The organism is Hydrogenophaga sp. YM1, assembly GCF_016903055.1.
Lineage (GTDB): Bacteria > Pseudomonadota > Gammaproteobacteria > Burkholderiales > Burkholderiaceae_C > Hydrogenophaga > Hydrogenophaga borbori.
Window position 1 is genome coordinate 113,224 of the sequence record NZ_CP070223.1, and the last position, 17,109, is coordinate 130,332.

Annotated in this window: 20 protein-coding genes; 11 read left to right on the forward strand and 9 right to left on the reverse strand. The window is 71.4% G+C overall.

Going from position 1 to position 17,109, the window contains the following annotated elements; genetic code table 11:
* Nucleotides 1-25 precede the first annotated feature (25 nt).
* From JNX00_RS00550 to JNX00_RS00590, 9 genes are all read left to right on the forward strand, one after another.
* Nucleotides 26-1,477, forward strand: a complete 1,452-nt coding sequence (locus JNX00_RS00550) for an ATP-binding protein (RefSeq protein ID WP_204743794.1) — start codon at nucleotides 26-28, stop codon at nucleotides 1,475-1,477.
* Nucleotides 1,474-2,808: a sigma-54 dependent transcriptional regulator gene (locus tag JNX00_RS00555; RefSeq protein WP_204743795.1), complete on the forward strand. Its 1,335-nt coding sequence runs from the start codon at nucleotides 1,474-1,476 to the stop codon at nucleotides 2,806-2,808. The genes JNX00_RS00550 and JNX00_RS00555 overlap by 4 nt, the downstream gene beginning before the upstream one ends.
* Before the next feature lie 64 nt (nucleotides 2,809-2,872).
* Nucleotides 2,873-5,794 (forward strand): monovalent cation/H+ antiporter subunit A, encoded by a 2,922-nt coding sequence (locus JNX00_RS00560; RefSeq protein ID WP_204743796.1) that lies wholly within the window; start codon nucleotides 2,873-2,875, stop codon nucleotides 5,792-5,794.
* Entirely contained in the window at nucleotides 5,794-6,138 is a 345-nt protein-coding gene (locus JNX00_RS00565) for a Na+/H+ antiporter subunit C (protein WP_070399613.1), read from the forward strand. The genes JNX00_RS00560 and JNX00_RS00565 overlap by 1 nt, the downstream gene beginning before the upstream one ends.
* Before the next feature lie 97 nt (nucleotides 6,139-6,235).
* On the forward strand, nucleotides 6,236-7,879 hold the full coding sequence (locus JNX00_RS00570; protein ID WP_204744968.1) for a monovalent cation/H+ antiporter subunit D: 1,644 nt from the start codon (nucleotides 6,236-6,238) through the stop codon (nucleotides 7,877-7,879).
* Nucleotides 7,876-8,424, forward strand: a complete 549-nt coding sequence (locus JNX00_RS00575; RefSeq protein WP_083293213.1) for a Na+/H+ antiporter subunit E — start codon at nucleotides 7,876-7,878, stop codon at nucleotides 8,422-8,424. Before JNX00_RS00570 ends, JNX00_RS00575 begins: the two co-directional genes overlap by 4 nt.
* A 58-nt stretch (nucleotides 8,425-8,482) precedes the next feature.
* Nucleotides 8,483-8,761, forward strand: coding sequence for a K+/H+ antiporter subunit F (locus tag JNX00_RS00580; protein ID WP_070399611.1), 279 nt, complete (start codon nucleotides 8,483-8,485; stop codon nucleotides 8,759-8,761).
* Between the two features lie 61 nt (nucleotides 8,762-8,822).
* Nucleotides 8,823-9,173: a Na+/H+ antiporter subunit G gene (locus tag JNX00_RS00585; RefSeq protein ID WP_070399610.1), complete on the forward strand. Its 351-nt coding sequence runs from the start codon at nucleotides 8,823-8,825 to the stop codon at nucleotides 9,171-9,173.
* Between the two features lie 36 nt (nucleotides 9,174-9,209).
* A complete protein-coding gene (locus JNX00_RS00590) occupies nucleotides 9,210-9,770 on the forward strand; it encodes a hypothetical protein (RefSeq protein WP_070399609.1) in 561 nt (186 codons plus the stop codon).
* Between the two features lie 18 nt (nucleotides 9,771-9,788).
* Here the strand turns inward: JNX00_RS00590 and JNX00_RS00595 are convergent, their stop codons facing one another.
* Nucleotides 9,789-10,244 (reverse strand): AAC(3)-I family aminoglycoside N-acetyltransferase, encoded by a 456-nt coding sequence (locus JNX00_RS00595; RefSeq protein ID WP_070399608.1) that lies wholly within the window; start codon nucleotides 10,242-10,244, stop codon nucleotides 9,789-9,791.
* 1 nt (nucleotide 10,245) lies between these two features.
* Nucleotides 10,246-10,683 (reverse strand): Cd(II)/Pb(II)-responsive transcriptional regulator, encoded by a 438-nt coding sequence (cadR, locus tag JNX00_RS00600; RefSeq protein WP_204743797.1) that lies wholly within the window; start codon nucleotides 10,681-10,683, stop codon nucleotides 10,246-10,248.
* A gap of 117 nt (nucleotides 10,684-10,800) precedes the next feature.
* On the opposite strand from cadR, the gene JNX00_RS00605 reads away from it, so the two are divergent.
* Nucleotides 10,801-11,121: a YnfA family protein gene (locus JNX00_RS00605; RefSeq protein WP_070399606.1), complete on the forward strand. Its 321-nt coding sequence runs from the start codon at nucleotides 10,801-10,803 to the stop codon at nucleotides 11,119-11,121.
* Between the two features lie 84 nt (nucleotides 11,122-11,205).
* Complete coding sequence (locus tag JNX00_RS00610) at nucleotides 11,206-12,504, forward strand: NAD(P)/FAD-dependent oxidoreductase (RefSeq protein WP_204743798.1); 1,299 nt, start codon at nucleotides 11,206-11,208, stop codon at nucleotides 12,502-12,504.
* Between the two features lie 15 nt (nucleotides 12,505-12,519).
* On the opposite strand, the gene JNX00_RS00615 is transcribed toward JNX00_RS00610, so the two are convergent.
* The 7 genes from JNX00_RS00615 to JNX00_RS00645 all read right to left on the reverse strand — a co-directional run bounded on the left by JNX00_RS00615 (nucleotide 12,520) and on the right by JNX00_RS00645 (nucleotide 17,102).
* A complete protein-coding gene (locus JNX00_RS00615; RefSeq protein WP_070399604.1) occupies nucleotides 12,520-13,149 on the reverse strand; it encodes a LysE family transporter in 630 nt (209 codons plus the stop codon).
* Between the two features lie 87 nt (nucleotides 13,150-13,236).
* Nucleotides 13,237-13,755, reverse strand: a complete 519-nt coding sequence (locus tag JNX00_RS00620) for a hypothetical protein (RefSeq protein ID WP_204743799.1) — start codon at nucleotides 13,753-13,755, stop codon at nucleotides 13,237-13,239.
* Between the two features lie 128 nt (nucleotides 13,756-13,883).
* Nucleotides 13,884-14,135 carry a translation initiation factor IF-1 gene (infA, locus tag JNX00_RS00625; protein ID WP_035622498.1) on the reverse strand — a complete coding sequence of 84 codons (252 nt, stop codon included), beginning with the start codon at nucleotides 14,133-14,135 and terminating at the stop codon, nucleotides 13,884-13,886.
* Between the two features lie 179 nt (nucleotides 14,136-14,314).
* Nucleotides 14,315-14,575 (reverse strand): cell division topological specificity factor MinE, encoded by a 261-nt coding sequence (gene minE / locus JNX00_RS00630; RefSeq protein ID WP_070399603.1) that lies wholly within the window; start codon nucleotides 14,573-14,575, stop codon nucleotides 14,315-14,317.
* 3 nt (nucleotides 14,576-14,578) lie between these two features.
* On the reverse strand, nucleotides 14,579-15,394 hold the full coding sequence (gene minD / locus JNX00_RS00635) for a septum site-determining protein MinD (RefSeq protein ID WP_070399602.1): 816 nt from the start codon (nucleotides 15,392-15,394) through the stop codon (nucleotides 14,579-14,581).
* A gap of 31 nt (nucleotides 15,395-15,425) precedes the next feature.
* Complete coding sequence (gene minC / locus JNX00_RS00640) at nucleotides 15,426-16,187, reverse strand: septum site-determining protein MinC (RefSeq protein ID WP_204743800.1); 762 nt, start codon at nucleotides 16,185-16,187, stop codon at nucleotides 15,426-15,428.
* Between the two features lie 306 nt (nucleotides 16,188-16,493).
* On the reverse strand, nucleotides 16,494-17,102 hold the full coding sequence (locus JNX00_RS00645; protein WP_204743801.1) for a Spy/CpxP family protein refolding chaperone: 609 nt from the start codon (nucleotides 17,100-17,102) through the stop codon (nucleotides 16,494-16,496).
* Nucleotides 17,103-17,109: the final 7 nt, after the last annotated feature.

Sequence of the window (17,109 nt, forward strand, 5' to 3'; positions counted from 1 at the left end):
CGGGGGCCCCATGCCCCGATCGCCCATGACCCGCTGGATCCACCGCCTGCCCATGACCGCGCGCCTGTCCCTCGCGGTCGTCGCCGTCATCCTGGTGACGGCGCTGGGCACCACGCAGATCGCCATGCAGGGCCTGCTGCGCCAGGTGGAGCGCCAGATCGAGCGCACCGGACAGATCTACCTCGATGGCCTGGCCGCCGCGCTGCTGCCGCCGGCGATCGCCAACGACGCACCCGGCATCCAGCGCGCGCTCGACGAAGCCTTGCGCATGCACCAGGGCCTGGTGGACCGGCACCTGTTTCTGCTCGACACGGGCGGCCGCACCCTGGCGCGCGCCGACCGCGTGGGCCTGCCCGAGGCGCCGCTGCCCGGGGCCATCGCCGAGCGCGCGCGCGGCGACAAGATCGATACGAACGACGGCAGTTACTGGGTGTGGCGCCCGCTCAGCGACGACCGCCTGTTGGCCGGCGAACGCGCCGGCGCGCTCACCGTCGTGGCCAACCTGGACTTGGCCGACTACGTGGCCGAGCGCCAGCGCCTGTGGTGGCGCGTGGTGGTGTTCAACCTGGGCCTGGGCGGGGTCTGCGCGCTGCTGGGGGTGCTGGTGATGCGCCGGCTGCAGCGCCCGCTGGACCTGCTCACGCGCCACCTGCAGCGCACCGGCGAGGCCGGGCCCGAGCCGGTGGCCGAGGCACTCATCCCGCCCCACGACGGCGAGAACGCGCGGCTGCTGCGCGCCTACAACCGCATGGCCGGCGCCGCGCGCGAGCGCGAGGCCCTGATCGCGCGCCTGGCCGAGCAGGAGCGCGAGGCCGTGCTGGGCCGCCTGTCGGCCACGCTGGCGCACGAGGTGCGCAACCCGCTGGCCGGCGTGCTCACCGCCGTCGACACGCTGCGCCGCTTCGGCGAGCGCCCCGAGGCGCGCGCCGAAGCGCTGGACTTCATGGAACGCGGCCTGCGCGCGATCGGCGGCGTGGTCGACGCCACCCTGGCCACGCACCGCCCCAGCGCGGAGGAGCCCGCCTTCGGTCCGCGCGACCTGCAGGACGTGCAGCGCCTGCTGGCGCCGCAGGCGCGCCGCGTGGGCGTGGCGCTGGTGCTCGAATCCCGCCTGAGCGAGGCCGTGCCGCTGGCCGGTGGCGAGGTGCGCCAGGTGCTGCTGAACCTGCTGCTCAACGCCATCCAGGCCTCGGTGGAGGGCGCGCGCGTGACGCTGCGCTGCGAGCCGCGCGAGAACCACCTGTGGCTGGAGGTGGCCGACGAGGGCGCGGGCCTGCCGGGGCCGCTGGCCGCCAGCCTGGAGCGGGGCGAGGCCCCCGCGCCGGGCGCCGGCCTGGGCGTGGCCGTGGTGGTGCGCCTGGTGCAGCGCCTGCGCGGGCGCGTGGCGGTGCAGGCACACTCGGGCCGGGGCACGCGCATCACGCTCGAGCTGCCGTTCGACGGCGGCGGCCCCCCCGACCCACCGCCCGCGCCATGACCCACGCCCCCCCCGCCATCCATGTGCTGCTGATCGAGGACGACGCCGTGCTCGGCGGCGCGCTGGTGCAGCGCCTGCGGCTGGAGGGCTTCGAGGTGGTCCACGCCAGCGACGGCGCGCAGGCCCTGGCCGCGCTGCGCCGCGCGCGGCCCGATTTCGTGCTCAGCGACATCCGCCTGCCCGACGGCTCGGGCGAGGCGCTGTACCGCCGCGCGCTGCCCTACCTGGGGCGCACGCCCATCGTCTTCGCCACCGCCTTCGCCGACGTCGGCCAGGCCGTGCGCCTGGTGCGCGCGGGCGCCGACGACTACCTCACCAAGCCCTTCGACGTCGACGCGCTGGTCGAGCGCATCCGCGCCCTGGTGCCTGCGGCCGGCGGCGACGGGCCGGCGCTGGGTTTCGGCCTGTCGCCCGCCACCGAGCGCCTGGCGGGCGACCTGGAGCGGCTGGCCGCGCGCGACGTGCCGGTGCTGCTGCTGGGCGAGACCGGCGTCGGCAAGGAGGTGGCGGCGCGCCAGCTGCACGAGCGCTCGGCGCGCGCGGGCGAGCCCTTCGTGGCGGTGAACTGCGGCGCGGTGCCGCGCGAGCTGATGGAGAGCCAGTTCTTCGGCCACGAGCGCGGCGCCTTCACCGGCGCCAGCGGCGCGCACGCCGGCTGGTTCGAGGAGGCCGGCGGCGGCACCCTGTTCCTGGACGAGATCGGCGAACTCGACCCGCGCCTGCAGACCGCGCTGCTGCGCGTGCTGCAGGACGGCCACTTCCGCCGCCTCGGCGCGCGCCAGGACCAGCGCTTTCGCGGGCGGGTGGTGGCCGCCACCAACGCCGACCTGCGCGCGCGCATCGCCGACCGAAGCTTTCGCGAAGACCTGTACTACCGCCTCGCGGTGGTCGAGCTGCGCGTGCCGCCGCTGCGCGAGCGCCCGGACGAGGTGCTGCCGCTGGCGCGCGGCTTCCTGCGCCAGGCCGCCGAGCGCCAGGGCCTGGCGCCGCCCGCGCTGGCGACCGAGGCCGAGGCCGCGCTGCGCGCGCACGCCTGGCCCGGGAACGTGCGCGAGCTGCGCAACCGCATCGAGCGCGCCATGGCCTTGAGCGAGGGACCGGCCCTGGGGGCGGCCGATCTGTTCCCCGAGCGCGCGCTCGACGAGCCGGGGCCCGCGGCCACGCTGGCCGACGCGCGCGAGCGCGCCGAGCTGGCGCAGATCGAGCGCGCGCTGGAGCAGTCGGGCGGGCGCCTGGCCGAGGCCGCGGCGCGCCTGGGCGTCTCGCGCACCACGCTGTGGAAGCGGCGCAAGAAGCTGCAGGGCGGGGAAGGCGAGGGCGGCGCGGCCTGACACAGGGGAAACACGCGCCCGGTTTTTTCGCGTGAGGGCCGCGAGCGTCCCCTAGACTTGGGCCATGTCCTTGTTTTTCCTGCTGATATTGCCCTTCGTGGGCTGCGTGGTCGCGGCGCTGCTGCCGACGAACGCACGCAACCTCGAATCGTCCTGGGCAGCGCTGGTGGCCCTGGGGGTGGCCGTCCCGCTGGTCCTGATCTACCCCGAGGTGCGCGATGGCGCCGTGCTGATCGAGCGATTGGGCTGGCTGCCCGCGCTGGGCATCGACCTGATCGTGCGCATCGACGGCTTCGCCTGGATGTTCGCCATGCTGGTCAGCGCCATGGGCCTGCTGGTCATCGTCTACGCGCGCTACTACCTCTCGGCCGAAGACCCGGCGGCGCGCTTCTATTCGCTGCTGCTGGGCTTCATGGGCGCCATGCTGGGTGTGGTGCTCTCGGGCAACCTGGTGCAGCTGGTGGTGTTCTGGGAGCTCACCAGCGTCTTTTCCTTCCTGCTGATCGGCTACTGGACGCACCGCAAGGACGCGCGGCGCGGCGCGCGCATGGCCTTCACCGTCACGGCCACCGGCGGGCTGGCGCTGCTGGCGGGCGTGCTGCTGCTGGGCCACATCGTGGGCAGCCTGGAGCTGGAGGTGGTGCTGGCGGCCGGCGAGCGCATCCGCGAGCACCCGCTGTACACGCCGGCGCTGGTGCTCATCCTGCTGGGCGCGCTCACCAAGAGCGCGCAATTCCCCTTCCATTTCTGGCTGCCGCACGCCATGGCCGCGCCCACGCCGGTGTCGGCGTACCTGCACTCGGCCACCATGGTCAAGGCCGGCGTGTTCCTGCTGGCGCGGCTGTGGCCCGCGTTGGCGGGCACGCCGGAGTGGTTCTGGATCGTCGGCGGCGCGGGCCTGGCCACGCTGCTGCTGGGCGCCTACGCGGCCATGTTCCAGAACGATCTCAAAGGCCTGCTGGCCTATTCCACCATCAGCCACCTGGGCCTGATCACGCTGCTGCTGGGCCTCAACAGCCCGCTGGCCGCGGTGGCGGCGGTCTTCCACATGATGAACCACGCGACCTTCAAGGCCTCGCTGTTCATGTCGGTGGGCATCATCGACCACGAGACCGGCACGCGCGACATGCGCCGCCTGGACGGCCTGTTCCGCTCCATGCCCGTCACCGGCACCCTGGCCATCGTGGCCTGCGCGGCCATGGCGGGCGTGCCGCTACTCAACGGCTTCCTCTCCAAGGAAATGTTCTTCGCCGAGACGGTGTTCGTGAGCGCCAGCCCGGTCATCGAATACGGCCTGCCCGCGCTGGCCACGCTGGCCGGTGTGTTCGCGGTGGTGTATTCGCTGCGCTTCGCGCACGATGTGTTCTTCGGCGCGCCGCCCGACTGCCCGCGCCAGCCGCACGAGCCCGTGCACTGGATGCGCGTGCCGGTGGAGCTGCTGGTGCTGGCCTGCATCGTGGTGGGCACGCTGCCGGCCTGGTCCGTGGGGCCGCTGCTGGCCATGGCCGCCACGCCGGTGGTGGGCGGCGACCTGCCAGCGTACAGCCTGGCGGTCTGGCACGGCTTCAACACGCCGCTGGTGATGAGCCTGATCGCTACCGGGGGCGGCGTGCTGGCCTACCTGCTGTTCGGCCAGTGGCTGAAGCGGCGCGACAGCATCCGCGCGCCGGGCCTGCTGGGGCTGGACGGACGCGCCGTGTTCGACAGCGCCCTGACCGCACTGACCCGGCTGGCGCGCTGGCTGCAGCGCCTGCTGGGCACGCAGCGGCTGCAGCCGCAGCTGTTCTGGATGGTGCTGATCGCCGGCCTGGCCGGCTTGGGCTCGGCCCTGGTGGTGCCGCTGAGCTGGGGCGACCGCCCGCGCATCCCGGCCACGCCCGGCTTCGTGCTGCTGTGGGCGATCGGCGTGACCTGCGCCATCGGCGCCGCGTGGCAGGCCAAGTTCCACCGCCTGGCGGCGCTGATCATGCTCAGCGTGGTCGGCCTGTGCCTGTGCATCACCTTCGCCTGGTTCTCGGCGCCCGATCTGGCGCTCACCCAGCTCGCGGTCGAGGTGGTGACCACGGTGCTGTTCCTGCTGGGCCTGCGCTGGATGCCCAAGCGCGTGCAGGAGGACGACCCGCTCTACCTGCGGCGCACCTTCTGGCGCCGCCGCCGCGACCTGGTGGTGGCGGTGCTGATCGGCGCCGGCCTGGCCGTGCTGTCCTACGCCATGCTCACGCGCACCGCACCGATGTCGATCTCGCCCTTCTTCATCGACAACGCGCTGCCGCAGGGCGGCGGCACCAACATCGTCAACGTGATGCTGGTGGACTTCCGGGCCTTCGATACGCTGGGCGAGATCACGGTGCTGGGCATCGTGGGCATCACCGTGTACGCGCTGCTGCGGCGCTTCCGCCCGCCGGTGGAGGTGATCGACCGCCCCGCGCAGCAGCGCGCGGTGCCGCAGCACATCGAAAGCGACCTGGTCACGCGCGAGGACGGCGACACGCCGCAGCGCTACCTGGAGGTGCCCGCCGTGCTGGTGCGCCTGCTGCTGCCGGTGGCCGCGGTGTTCGCCTTTCACCTGTTCATGCGCGGCCACAACGAACCGGGCGGCGGCTTCGTCGCCGGTCTGGTGGTGGCCATCGCCTTCATCGCGCAGTACATGGTGAGCGGCACGCGCTGGGTGGAAGACCGCATGCGCCTGGTGCCGCCGCGCTGGATCGCCTTCGGCCTGAGCGTGGCGCTGGCCACGGGCCTGGGCTCGCTGGCGCTGGGCTACCCCTTCCTCACCACGCACACCGCGCACCTGACCTGGCCGCTGGTGGGCGAGGTGCACGTTCCCAGCGCGGCGCTGTTCGACCTCGGCGTGTTCACGGTGGTGGTGGGCTCCACGCTGCTGCTGCTCACGGCCATCGCCCACCAGTCGCTGCGCGCGCGCCGCCAGCAGGCGGCGCAGGAAGACGACGAAACCGGACAGGCACAAGAGAAAGGGGCCCACTGATGGAACTGATCGTCTCGATCGCCATTGGCGTGATGGCCGGCGCCGGCGTCTGGCTGGTGCTGCGGCCGCGCACCTTCCAGGTCCTGATCGGCCTGTCGCTGCTGTCGTACGCCGTCAACCTGTTCATCTTCAGCGTGGGCAGCCTGTCGGTGGACGCCGAACCCATCGTGCGCCCCGGCCTGCCGGCCGACCTGCAGCACTACACCGACCCACTGCCACAGTCGCTGGTGCTGACGGCCATCGTCATCGGCTTCGCCACCACGGCGCTGTTCCTGGTGGTGCTGCTGGCGCTGCGCGGCCTGTCCGGCGGCGACCACGTCGATGGCCGGGAGGAGGGGCCATGAAGCACCCCCGCCGCGCTTCGCGCGACCCCCTCAAGGGGGCAATGCCTACGGCCCGGCAAAGCCGGTTCCGTGGCCTTCCTGGAAGGAACAACCGATGATGCCCGCCACCGAACACCTGCTGGTGGCGCCCGTGCTGCTGCCGCTGGGCACGGCCGCCCTCATGCTCATGCTGGGCGAGGGCCGCCGGCGCACCAAGGCGGCGATCAACACCGCCTCCACCGCGCTGGGCCTGGCGCTGGCCATCTGGCTGCTGATGCGCGTGCAGGCGGGCGGCCTCACCGTCTTTGGCGTCTACCTGCCGGGCAACTGGCCGGTGCCTTTCGGCATCGTGCTGGTGGCCGACCCGCTGGCCGCCTTCATGGCGGTGCTGGCGGGCGCGGTGGGCCTGGCCGCGCTGCTCTACGCCCTGGCGCGCTGGCAGCACGCGGGCGTGTACTTCCATGTGCTGTTCCAGCTGCAGCTGATGGGCCTGTACGGCGCCTTCCTCACGGGCGACCTGTTCAACCTGTTCGTGTTCTTCGAGGTGCTGCTGGCCGCCAGCTACGGCCTGCTGCTGCACGGCGGCGGCATCGCGCGCGTGCGCGCCGGCCTGCACTACATCGCGATCAACCTGTTCGCCTCGCTGCTGTTCCTGATCGGCGTGGCGCTGCTGTATGGGGTCACCGGCACGCTGAACATGGCCGACATCGCCGACAAGCTCAGCCTGGTGGCCGATCGCGACCGCGGCCTGCTGCACGCGGGCGCGGCCATCCTGGCCATCGCCTTCCTGGCCAAGGCCGCGCTGTGGCCGCTCAACTTCTGGCTACCGCCGGCCTACGGCGCGGCCAGCGCGCCGGCGGCCGCGGTGTTCGCCATCCTCACCAAGGTGGGCGTGTACGCCGTGCTGCGGCTGTGGACGCTGTGCTTCCCCGCCGACGCCGGCAGCTCGGCCGGCTTCGGCGGCACGGTGCTGATCTGGGGCGGCCTGGCCACGCTGGCCTTCGGCGCCATCGGCATGCTGGCCTCGCAGCAACTCAACCGCCTGGCCGGCTTCAGCGTGATCGCGTCCTCCGGCACGCTGATCGCGGCCATCGGCTTCGATGCACCCGCGCTCAGCAGCGGGGCGCTGTTCTACCTGGCCAGCTCCACCCTGGCCGGCTGCGCGCTGTACCTGCTCGTGGAGCTGCTGGAGCGCGCGCGCCAGGTGCCGGAGGGCCCCGAGGACTGGGACGACGGCAACTACGCGCTGCCGGCTTTCCTGGACGCCGAGCCGCCGCGCGGCATCAATCTCGACGACAACGAGGAAGAGCTCATCGGCCGCGCCATTCCGGCCGCACTGGCCTTCCTCGGCGTGGCCTTCACCCTGTGCGCCATGGTGATCGCCGGCCTGCCGCCGTTCTCGGGCTTCGTCAGCAAGCTGGCCATGCTGGGCGCGCTGCTCGAGCTGCGCGGCGCCGCGGCCTGGACGCTGTTCGCGCTGCTCATCGTGTCGGGCCTGTTCGCGGCCATTTCGCTCATGCGCGTGGGCATGCGCCACTTCTGGACCACGCAGGACCGGCCCGCGCCGCGCCTGCGCGTGGCCGAGACCCTGCCCATCGCCGCGCTGCTGGGCGCGTCCCTGCTGATGGTGGGCCAGGCCGAAACCGTGCTGGGCTACACCCGCGCCATGGCCGACGCGCTGCACGAGCCGCAGCGCTACATCGACGCGGTGCGCGGCGCGATCACCGTCCCGCATCCCACGGTTCGCGGAGGCACGCCATGAAGCGCCCCACCGATGCAGCGTCGCCCGTGGCCCCGAAACGGGCGCGGTCGGGCGTCCGGGCGGCGCTCATGCCGTCTCCCTGGCTGTCGCTGGGCCTGTTCGGCGGCTGGCTGCTGCTCACGCGCAGCCTGGGCTGGGGCCAGATCGGGCTGGGCCTGCTGGTGGCGGTGGTGGTGCCGCTGCTGATGGCGCCGTTGCGCCCCACGCCCGGGCCATTGCGGCACTGGGGCACGCTGATCCGCCTCATCCTGCGCGTGGGCCGCGACGTGGTGCGCTCGGCGATCGACGTGGCGCTGGGCGTCGCGCACTCGCGGCGCGACCCGCCGCGCGGGCGCTTCGTGGTGATCCCGCTGGACCTGCGCAACGTGCACGGCCTGGCGGCGCTGTCCATGATCACCGCCGTGATCCCCGGCACCGTGTGGTGCGAACTCGCGCCCGACTGCGCGGCGCTGCTGCTGCACGTGTTCGACCTGGACGACGAAGCGGCCTTCATCGCCCACTACAAGGCCGACTACGAGCTGCCCCTGAAGGAGGTTTTTGGATGAACAAGGCACGGCCGCCCGAAGCGGCTCGCACCGCAGCACGCTGCGCGGAGGTTTCCCCATGAGTTCCCTGCTGACAACGGCGATCACCGCCACCGTGGTGATGTACCTGCTGGCCATGGGGCTGGGCCTGGCGCGGCTGCTGCGCGGCCCCAGCGCGCAGGACCGCGTGCTGGCGGTCGACTTTCTCTACGTGGTGGGCATGCTGGTGATGCTGGTGCTGGCCATCCGCTACGACAGCGACATGTACTTCGAGGGCGCGCTGCTGATGGTGCTGTTCGGCTTCGTCGGCTCGGTGGCGCTGGCCAAGTTCCTGCTGCGCGGGGAGGTCATCGAATGAGCGCCGCCGGACCGCTCCCAAGGCGCTCAGCCCCGCAGTGCGCGGCACGGAGGGTCGTGCAATGAACCTGGCCGACATCCCTCCCTGGACCGAGATTCTGGTCGCCGCGCTGCTGCTGGCCAGCGGCGTGGTGGTGCTGGTGGCGGCGCTGGGCCTGTGGCGCCTGCCCGACTTCTTCCTGCGCATGCACGCGCCAGCGCTGGCCTCCACGCTGGGGGCCTGGATCGTCACCCTGGCGTCCATCGTGCACTTCACCGCGCACGCCGAGGGCCTGGCCCTGCACGTGTGGCTGATCATCATCGTGCTGTCCATCACCGCACCGGTCACCACCATCGTGCTGGCGCGCGCGGCGCTGTTCCGCCGCCGCCAGGCCGGCGACCCACTGCCTCCCCCACTGGCGGGACGGCGCTGAACGGGCGTGCCCGGCTTCGGCGCAGAATCTCGACCCATGGCACTCGACGACCCCGACGGCACCCCGCAGCGCCTGGCGCTGGGCTCGGGGCTGGACGCCCTGCCCACCGAACTGCACCGCCTGGTGCTCACGCTCAACCTGGCCGACGGCAGCGGCGAGGGCCTGGGCCGCTGCGTGGAAGACCTGCTGCACCTGTCGGACAACACCATCCGCGTGGAGCAGCTCACCGCGGGCGTGTACTTCGCCTTCAGCGGGCTGGACCGCGACCCGCGCCAGGTGCACACCATCCCCGAGTGCCGCGACATGCTGCGCGCCCTGCACGAGCGCTGGCCGTACTGGCTGCACTTCCTGGCGCCAGTGCCCGAGCTGTGGACGGTGCTGCTGCTGTGCCTGCTGCCGCTGGGGCCGGGCGTGCGCCTGCCCAACGGCCGCATCGGCCACGAGCTGGACCGCAAGGCCCTGAAGAACCTGATGCTGGACCTGACCATCGCCCTCAACGACCTGCACGAGCAGCACAAGGTGAAGCTGGCCGACCGCCAGCGCATCTTCAAGGCCGCGATGCAGGCGATCGAGCAGGCGACGGGCTCGCGGGTCTGAGCCCGTGCGGCCGCGCGCTCAGTCCAGCGGCAGATCGAAGTGCATGACGTCCTCGCGCACACCGAGCTTGGTGTACAGCGCGATCGCGGGTTCATCGCCGTGGTCGGCCTGCACATACACCACCCAGGCGCCGCGCTCGCGCGCGATGGCGCGCAAGTGGTCGATGAGTTGCGTGGCGATGCCCTGGCGGCGGTGCGCCTCGGCCACGGCCAGGTCGTACAGGTAGACCTCGCGGCGGCGGCGTTCCAGCTTGTCGAGCTCGTAGGCCACCAGACCGCCGACCACCGCCTCGCCATCGAGGGCCACCAGCGCGATCAGGCCCGGGCGGCCCAGGGCCTCGCGCGCCCAGGCCTCGTCGGGCGGGGCGCCCGTGTAGGTCTCATCGTCGTCAAAGGCCTCGGCGAACATCGCGTTCAGGCGCAGCAGCAGGGCGTGGTCGTCCGGTCCGAGCCGGTGCAGGGTGGGGGCCGCCATCTCAGGCCCCCGCCGTCTGGGCGTGGCAGGCGCAGGCCTCGCCATGCGCGGCCGACACCAGCTCGTCCAGGATGCCGCAGCTCGAACCGTCCTCGCCGTCCTGGCAGCGCTCGCGCAGGCGCAGCAGCTGCTTTTCCAGCGCGCGCAGGCTCTTGAGTCGGGCGCGCACGCGCGCCAGTTGCTCGTCCACCAGGCCGTCCACGTGGTGGCAGTGCGAATCGGGGTCGTCCAGGAAACCCAGCAGGCGCTGCACGTCGGCCAGGGGCATGTCCAGCGCGCGGCAGTGGCGGATGAAGGCCAGGCGCTCCAGGTGCTCGGTGGCGTAGTCGCGGTAGCCGTTGTCGCGCCGCGCGGGCTCGGGCAGCAGGCCCTGCTTCTCGTAGTAGCGGATGGTTTCGATGTCGACGCCGGTGGCGCGGGAGAGGTCCTTGATCTGCATGGCCGGGCTCCTGGTAGCGGTGGCTGACACTGTAGCCACTTCAGGGTGGGCCGGGGCATTTCAAGGCCCCGCGGGCGCTCTGGTCCAATCGGGCCGGGCCCATCGCGCCCGTCCCCGATGAAAACCCTGCTGCTCTACATCGTCACCGCCCTGGCCGAGATCCTCGGCTGCTTCCTGCCCCTGCTGTGGCTGCGCCAGCAGGCCGCCGGCTGGTGGGCGCTGCCGCTGGCGGCGCTGAGCCTGGCGGTCTTCGTGTGGCTGCTCACGCTGCACGACGCGCCGTCGGGGCGGGTGTACGCGGCCTACGGCGGCGTGTACGTGAGCGTGGCCATCGCCTGGCTGTGGGCCGTGGACGGCGTGCGGCCCAGCGCCTGGGACGTGGCGGGCGTGGCGATCGCGCTGGCGGGCATGGCGCTGATCGCGTTCCAGCCGCGCTGAGGCCACACGCGCGCGAAAAGGCGGCGGCGGGCCTTTGGCATGATGGGCGCAGTGCGGCGCCCTTTTGCCGCGAAGGACCTTGGCATGAACCACCCCATCGTGATCGTCGGCGGCGGCGCCGGCGGCCTGGAACTCGCCTGCAAGCTGGGCCGTCAGTTGGGCCCCGAGCGCGTGACCCTGGTCGACCGCCAGCTCTTCCACATCTGGAAGCCCTCGCTGCACGAGGTGGCCGCCGGCACGCTGGACATCCACCAGGAGGGCCTGTCGTACGAGATGCTGGCGCACGACAACCGCTTCACCTTCTGCCTGGGCGCGTTCAAGGGACTGAACGCCGGGCAGCGGATGATCACCGTGGACGCCGTGCACGACGAGCACGGCGAGCTGCTCATCCCCGAGCGCACGCTGGTCTATGGCCAGCTGGTGCTGGCGCTGGGCAGCACCGCCAACCATTTCAACGTGCCCGGCGCGGCCGAGCACACCATGTCGCTCAACCAGCCGGCCGACGCCGAGCGTTTCCGCCAGCGCATGCTCAAGCTGCTGACGGCGGCCGAGCTGCGCAAGAGCGCGGGCGTGGAGGCGGCGGTGCGCGTGGTCATCATCGGCGGCGGCGCCACCGGCGTGGAGCTGGCGGCCGAGCTGCGCGAGGCCAGCCAGGTGCACACGCGCTACGGCTTTCGCCGCCTCGACGGCCTGCGCGACGTGCAGCTCACCCTGATCGAGGGCGCGGACCGCATCCTGGCGCCGCTGCCGGAGCGCGTGTCGGCCTCGGCCACGGCCCTGCTGCGCGAACGCGCGGTGACCGTGGTCACGTCCTGCCGCGTGGCCAGCGTGGCGCCCGACGCCGTGACCGACACCGAGGGCCGCCGCTTTCCCGCCGACCTGGTGGTCTGGGCTGCGGGCATCAAGGCGCCGGCGCTGCTGGGCGAGCAGGGCCTGCCGGTGACCCGCTCAGGCCAGGTGGAGGTGGAGCCCGACCTGCGTGTGAAGGGCCAGGAGGCCATCCATGCGCTGGGCGATTGCGCGGCCTGCGTCCTGCCGGGTGGCGGCCTCGTGCCACCGCGCGCGCAGGCGGCGCACCAGCAGGCCAGCTACCTGGCCAAGCGCCTGCGCCAGCTGGCCGAAGGCCGCCCGCCCGGCCAGGCGCCATACCGCTACCACGACCACGGCTCGCTGGTGTCGCTGGGCACCCAGAGTTCGGTCGGCAGCCTCATGGGCAAGCTGTTCGGCCCGAGCTGGTTCGTGCAGGGCCTGTTGGCGCGGGTGATGTACACCAGCCTGCACCTGATGCACCACCAGGCGGTGCTGGGCACGGCGCGCACGGCCACGCTGGCGGTGGCGCGCTTCCTGGTGAAGCGCGCGACGCCGCTGGTGAAGCTGCACTGAGCGGCGGGGCGGCGCTCAGGCGCTGCGCTTGAACATCGCCAGCAGGCCGCCAGCGACCACGAACAGCGTGCCGAACACACGGTTGAGCGCGCGGATGTGCGCGGTCGACTTGAGCGTGCGCAGCAGGCGCGCGGCCAACGCCGTGTAGCCCGCCATCACCACCAGGTCGGTGAAGCCCAGGGTCAGGCCGATCACCAGGTACTGCGGCGCCAGCGGCTGCGCCAGGTCGAGGAACTGCGGCACCACGGCCAGCAGGAAAACCGTGCCCTTGGGGTTGAGCGCGTTGATGATCCAGCCGCGCGCGATGAGGTCGCGCGCGCGCCGGCTGGTGGCCGCCTCGTCGCCGCTGGCCAGGGGCCGCGCGGGCGCCCGCCATTGCTGGATGCCCAGCCACACCAGGTAGGCCACGCCGGCCCACTTGACGACCAGGAAGGCGGTGCTGGACGCCGTGACCAGCGCGCCCAGGCCCACCGAGACCACCAGCATCTGCGTCCAGATGCCCAGCACCAGGCCCAGGGTGGTGAGGTAGCCGCGGCGGAAACCGTGCGAGAGCCCGGCGCTCATGGCGGCCACGGCACCCGCGCCCGGCGAGATGCTGATGGCCCAGGAGGCGGCGAAGAAGGCGAGCCAGGTGGCGAATTCCATGGTGGATGCTCGGTGGAAGGCGAAGCCGGTAATGCTAGCGCCAGGCGGTCGGCCCCGCGCGGCCATGGGTCGCCGCCCGGGCCCAATTCAGTGCAGGCGCAGTTTGAACTGCAGCATCACCGCGCCGTCCACGTCCTTCATCGAGGGAATGAGGCCCAGGTTGACGCCGAAGCGCCGGCCTTCGATGGAGGCCATGGGCAGGGCGGCAAAAAAGGTGCCGCCGCGCTTCATCGCCGGGTAGCCATTCATGAGGCCGACCGCCGCGCCCAGCTTGACCGGGCCCAGGCTCCAGGGCTGCCAGTTGGCCGCCAAGTACTGGGAATGCTTGCCGACGCTGTTGTCGTACACACCGGCCATGTACGACAGCTCGGACGAGGTGCGCCACTCGATACCGAAGCCGAAGTTGCGCTCGTTGTGGTGCTTGCTGCGGTCGAAGTGGCGCGAAAAGCCGCCCACGTTGATCCAGATCTGGGCCGCTGGGGTGGCCGGCGCCGGGGGCGCAGCCCCATCCGGGGCGGCAAGGGCCAGCAGCGGCAGGCCCAGGGCCAGCACCAGCACCGAACGGGCTGGGCACCGGCCAGACAAGCGGGGGAAACGCACCAACATGGTTGACCTCGAACAGGGCGGCTCCGGTGGAGCCCTGGCCATGTTCTCGGCCGATCAGGCGGTGCACTGAATGCCGCCGATCGGGCGCTGTACGGCCCGACCGTGACATGCTGATGACTTTCCTGGTCTCAGCGGCGGCGCGGCGTCGCCGGGCCTCGGCCTTCCAGGTGGCGGAAGTTGATGCGGCCTTTGGTCAGGTCGTAGGGCGACAGCTCCAGCGACACACGGTCACCCGCGAGGATGCGGATGTGGTTCTTCTTCATCTTGCCGGCGGAATAGGCAATGAGCTGGTGCCCGTTGTCCAGGGTGACGCGAAAACGCGTGTCGGGCAACACCTCGTTGACGATACCCATCATGTCGATCAGTTCTTCCTTGGCCATGCGGTTCCTTTCCAGAGACGGCCACGCGCCAACAAGCCATCGCGCGACCGCCGGGCGGCCACGGGGCAGGGGAGCGTGAAAAAGGCCATCAGGGCGATGGCCAGCGGCAGGCCCGGGGCGGGAGTCCGGGCGGGCGCGCTGAGGAGCGCGCGAAACCTGAGGATTCTACCGGCCTGGGCTCAACGGTGCTCGGGCAGCTCGATCTTGACCTCGAGCACGTCGAGGTTGTCCTGGCGCTCGAGCTGGACCTTGATGTCGTCGGGATTGATGCGGATGTACTTGCCGATCACCGCCACCAGCTCGCGCTGCAGCGCGGGCAGGTAGTCGGGCTCGGCGGCGCTGCGACCGGAACGCTCGTGCGCCAGGATGATCTGCAAGCGCTCCTTGGCGACCGAAGCGGTCTTTTTCTTCTCACCCAGCAGGAAAGACAGCAGGGACATGCCTTATTTCCCTCCGAACAGGCGCTTGAAGAAGCCGGATTTTTCGGCTTCGATGAAGCGCAGCGGCTTGTCCTTGCCGAGGAAGCGGTCGATCACGTCGCCGTAGGCCTCGGCCACGTCGCTGCCCTTGAGGTGGATCGCCGGCGTGCCCTGGTTGGACGCGGTCAGCACCGATTCGCTCTCGGGGATCACGCCGATCAGCGGGATGCGCAGGATGTCCTGGATGTCCTGCAGCGAGAGCATCTGGCCGTCGGCCACGCGGCTGGGGTTGTAGCGCGTGATGAGCAGGTGCTCCTTGATGGCTTCCTTGCCCTCGATGGCGCGGCGCGTCTTGCTGGAGAGCATGCCCAGGATGCGGTCGGAATCGCGCACGCTGGACACCTCGGGGTTGGTCACCACCAGGGCCTCGTCGGCGTAGTGCATGGCCATGAGCGCCCCGGATTCGATGCCGGCCGGCGAGTCGCAGACGATGTAATCGAAGCCCATGCCCGAGAGCTCGTCGAGCACGCGCTTGACGCCGTCTTGGTTGAGGGCGTCCTTGTCGCGCGTCTGGCTGGCGGCCAGGATGTACAGGTTGTCGACCTGCTTGTCCTTGATGAGCGCCTGGTTGAGGTTGGCCTCGCCCTGGATGACGTTGATCAGGTCGTAGACCACGCGGCGCTCGCAGCCCATGATGAGGTCGAGGTTGCGCAGGCCGACGTCGAAGTCGATGACCGCGGTCTTGTGACCGCGCAGGGCCAGGCCGGTGGCAAAACTCGCGCTGGTGGTGGTTTTGCCCACCCCGCCCTTGCCGGACGTGACGACGACGATTCGGGTCATGGAATGGCTCCGTGGATTCGGTGGTTCGGTTTCAGGTGGACAGGGCGTCGATGACGAGGCGGTCGCCGTCGGCGGTGCTGTGCAGGCGCACCTGGGCGGGCCGGCCCAGCAGGGCCTGCGGCAGCGGCACCTCGCTGGTGCGGTAGACGCCCGCGATGGAAATCAGCTCGGGCGCCATGGCCAGGGAAAAGATGCGCGCCTGCGCGTGGCCGCGCGCGCCGGCCATGGCCTTGCCACGCAGCGGGGCATAGACGTGGATGTGGCCATCGGCGATGACCTCCGCGCCTGGGTTCACCATGGCCATGACCACCAGGTCGCCACCGCGCGCGTAGACCTGCTGGCCGGAGCGCAGGGGCTTGTCGATGACCAGGGCGCCCGGCGCGGGCACCGGCGGTGGCGGCGCAACGGCCACCGGGGCCGCACTGGCGGACGGCGCCGGCGCGTGGCCCTGGCGGGTGAGCAGCGGCGCCTCGGCCAGCGGCAGGCCGGCGGCCTGGGCGGCGGCGCGCTGGGCCTCGCTGGCCGCGTTCACGGCCACCGGGCGCAGACGGTGCGCGCGCAGCAACTCGCTCACCTGCATCAGGTCGGGCAGGGCTTGCTCGCCGCTCAGGCCTTGCAGGTCGATGAGCAGCGGGTCGTGGTCGAAAAACTCGGGCTGGTCGCCGTAGCGCTGGCCGAACTCGCGGCGCAGCAACTCCATGTCGCCCGACTTGAGCAGCAGCGCCAGCAGCGGCAGGTGAACGCTCTTGAGATCGAAGCTGGCGGGCGCTTGGCCGCCGAGGGACACGGGCATTGCGAAAGGCGGGCGGGCGAAAGCCGCGCAGTGTAGCAGCGGGTGCCGAGGCCTTTCGTGAGCAACTGTCACCAGACTTTGGAACAAAGCTGTGGGTAATTCTGGAACAAGCCATGACTTGTCCACAGGAACGGCGGGCATTCGCGGTTTGTCCCCATTCGGGGTTCACGTTTGGCCGGGTGCTTCACACAGACTTGTCAGGATCGAAAAATCCTTGTCGCCAAAGGACAAGGGGCGCTTGTCCACAGAAGACAGCGCCCCTTATCTACTACCACTAATTTAAGTAATGGATTCAGTAGGAAGAAGTCAGAGGCGGGGTTGGCGCGGTTCGCCATGGCTTTTGAAGCCCTGGCCGCCGTGCCCCATGCGGTCGAAACGCTCCATGGGGCCGCGATGGCCCGCATGGCGCATGCCGCCCAGGCCCATGCCGCGCTGCGCGTCGAAGGCCTTTTGCTGCGGGGGCGTGAGCTGGGCGTAGAAGCGGCGGATCGCATCGTGGCGTTGCGCCACCTGGCGGTCGCGCTCGGCCTTCATCGCGTCCAGGCGGTCCAGGCGCTGGGGCGTGCTGAGCTTGGCCCAGTCCTCGCGGTTGGGGCGTTCACCCGCAGGCCGGGGGGTGGGCTTCATCTTCGCGACGAAATCGTTCCAGGCCGCTTCCTGTTCGGGGCGCAGCTGCAGGCTGTCCTTCAGGCGGGATTGGTGCTCGGCCATGCGCTGCTGCAGGCGCTCCATGCGCTGGGCGTGGCGCTGCGGGTCGTGGCGGGGGGCTTGCGCCTGGGGTTGGGCGGCGCTGGTGGCGGGGGCCGGCTGGGCCGGCGCGCCGACGCCTTGGGCGACGGCGGTGAAGGACAGGGCCGTGATGGCGGTGGCAGCGGCGGTGACGGCAAAGGCGCGGCGGCTGAACGAGGGTTTCATGGGCACT

What these genes read in the sequence shown, in the direction of transcription:
- JNX00_RS00550 (WP_204743794.1), top strand. Translation starts at nt 26, where the DNA reads ATGACCCGCTGGATCCACCGCCTGCCCATGACCGCGCGCCTGTCCCTC.
- JNX00_RS00555 (WP_204743795.1), top strand. Translation starts at nt 1,474, where the DNA reads ATGACCCACGCCCCCCCCGCCATCCATGTGCTGCTGATCGAGGACGAC.
- JNX00_RS00560 (WP_204743796.1), top strand. Translation starts at nt 2,873, where the DNA reads ATGTCCTTGTTTTTCCTGCTGATATTGCCCTTCGTGGGCTGCGTGGTC.
- JNX00_RS00565 (WP_070399613.1), top strand. Translation starts at nt 5,794, where the DNA reads ATGGAACTGATCGTCTCGATCGCCATTGGCGTGATGGCCGGCGCCGGC.
- JNX00_RS00570 (WP_204744968.1), top strand. Translation starts at nt 6,236, where the DNA reads ATGCCCGCCACCGAACACCTGCTGGTGGCGCCCGTGCTGCTGCCGCTG.
- JNX00_RS00575 (WP_083293213.1), top strand. Translation starts at nt 7,876, where the DNA reads ATGAAGCGCCCCACCGATGCAGCGTCGCCCGTGGCCCCGAAACGGGCG.
- JNX00_RS00580 (WP_070399611.1), top strand. Translation starts at nt 8,483, where the DNA reads ATGAGTTCCCTGCTGACAACGGCGATCACCGCCACCGTGGTGATGTAC.
- JNX00_RS00585 (WP_070399610.1), top strand. Translation starts at nt 8,823, where the DNA reads ATGAACCTGGCCGACATCCCTCCCTGGACCGAGATTCTGGTCGCCGCG.
- JNX00_RS00590 (WP_070399609.1), top strand. Translation starts at nt 9,210, where the DNA reads ATGGCACTCGACGACCCCGACGGCACCCCGCAGCGCCTGGCGCTGGGC.
- JNX00_RS00595 (WP_070399608.1), bottom strand. Translation starts at nt 10,244, where the DNA reads ATGGCGGCCCCCACCCTGCACCGGCTCGGACCGGACGACCACGCCCTG.
- cadR (WP_204743797.1), bottom strand. Translation starts at nt 10,683, where the DNA reads ATGCAGATCAAGGACCTCTCCCGCGCCACCGGCGTCGACATCGAAACC.
- JNX00_RS00605 (WP_070399606.1), top strand. Translation starts at nt 10,801, where the DNA reads ATGAAAACCCTGCTGCTCTACATCGTCACCGCCCTGGCCGAGATCCTC.
- JNX00_RS00610 (WP_204743798.1), top strand. Translation starts at nt 11,206, where the DNA reads ATGAACCACCCCATCGTGATCGTCGGCGGCGGCGCCGGCGGCCTGGAA.
- JNX00_RS00615 (WP_070399604.1), bottom strand. Translation starts at nt 13,149, where the DNA reads ATGGAATTCGCCACCTGGCTCGCCTTCTTCGCCGCCTCCTGGGCCATC.
- JNX00_RS00620 (WP_204743799.1), bottom strand. Translation starts at nt 13,755, where the DNA reads ATGTTGGTGCGTTTCCCCCGCTTGTCTGGCCGGTGCCCAGCCCGTTCG.
- infA (WP_035622498.1), bottom strand. Translation starts at nt 14,135, where the DNA reads ATGGCCAAGGAAGAACTGATCGACATGATGGGTATCGTCAACGAGGTG.
- minE (WP_070399603.1), bottom strand. Translation starts at nt 14,575, where the DNA reads ATGTCCCTGCTGTCTTTCCTGCTGGGTGAGAAGAAAAAGACCGCTTCG.
- minD (WP_070399602.1), bottom strand. Translation starts at nt 15,394, where the DNA reads ATGACCCGAATCGTCGTCGTCACGTCCGGCAAGGGCGGGGTGGGCAAA.
- minC (WP_204743800.1), bottom strand. Translation starts at nt 16,187, where the DNA reads ATGCCCGTGTCCCTCGGCGGCCAAGCGCCCGCCAGCTTCGATCTCAAG.
- JNX00_RS00645 (WP_204743801.1), bottom strand. Translation starts at nt 17,102, where the DNA reads ATGAAACCCTCGTTCAGCCGCCGCGCCTTTGCCGTCACCGCCGCTGCC.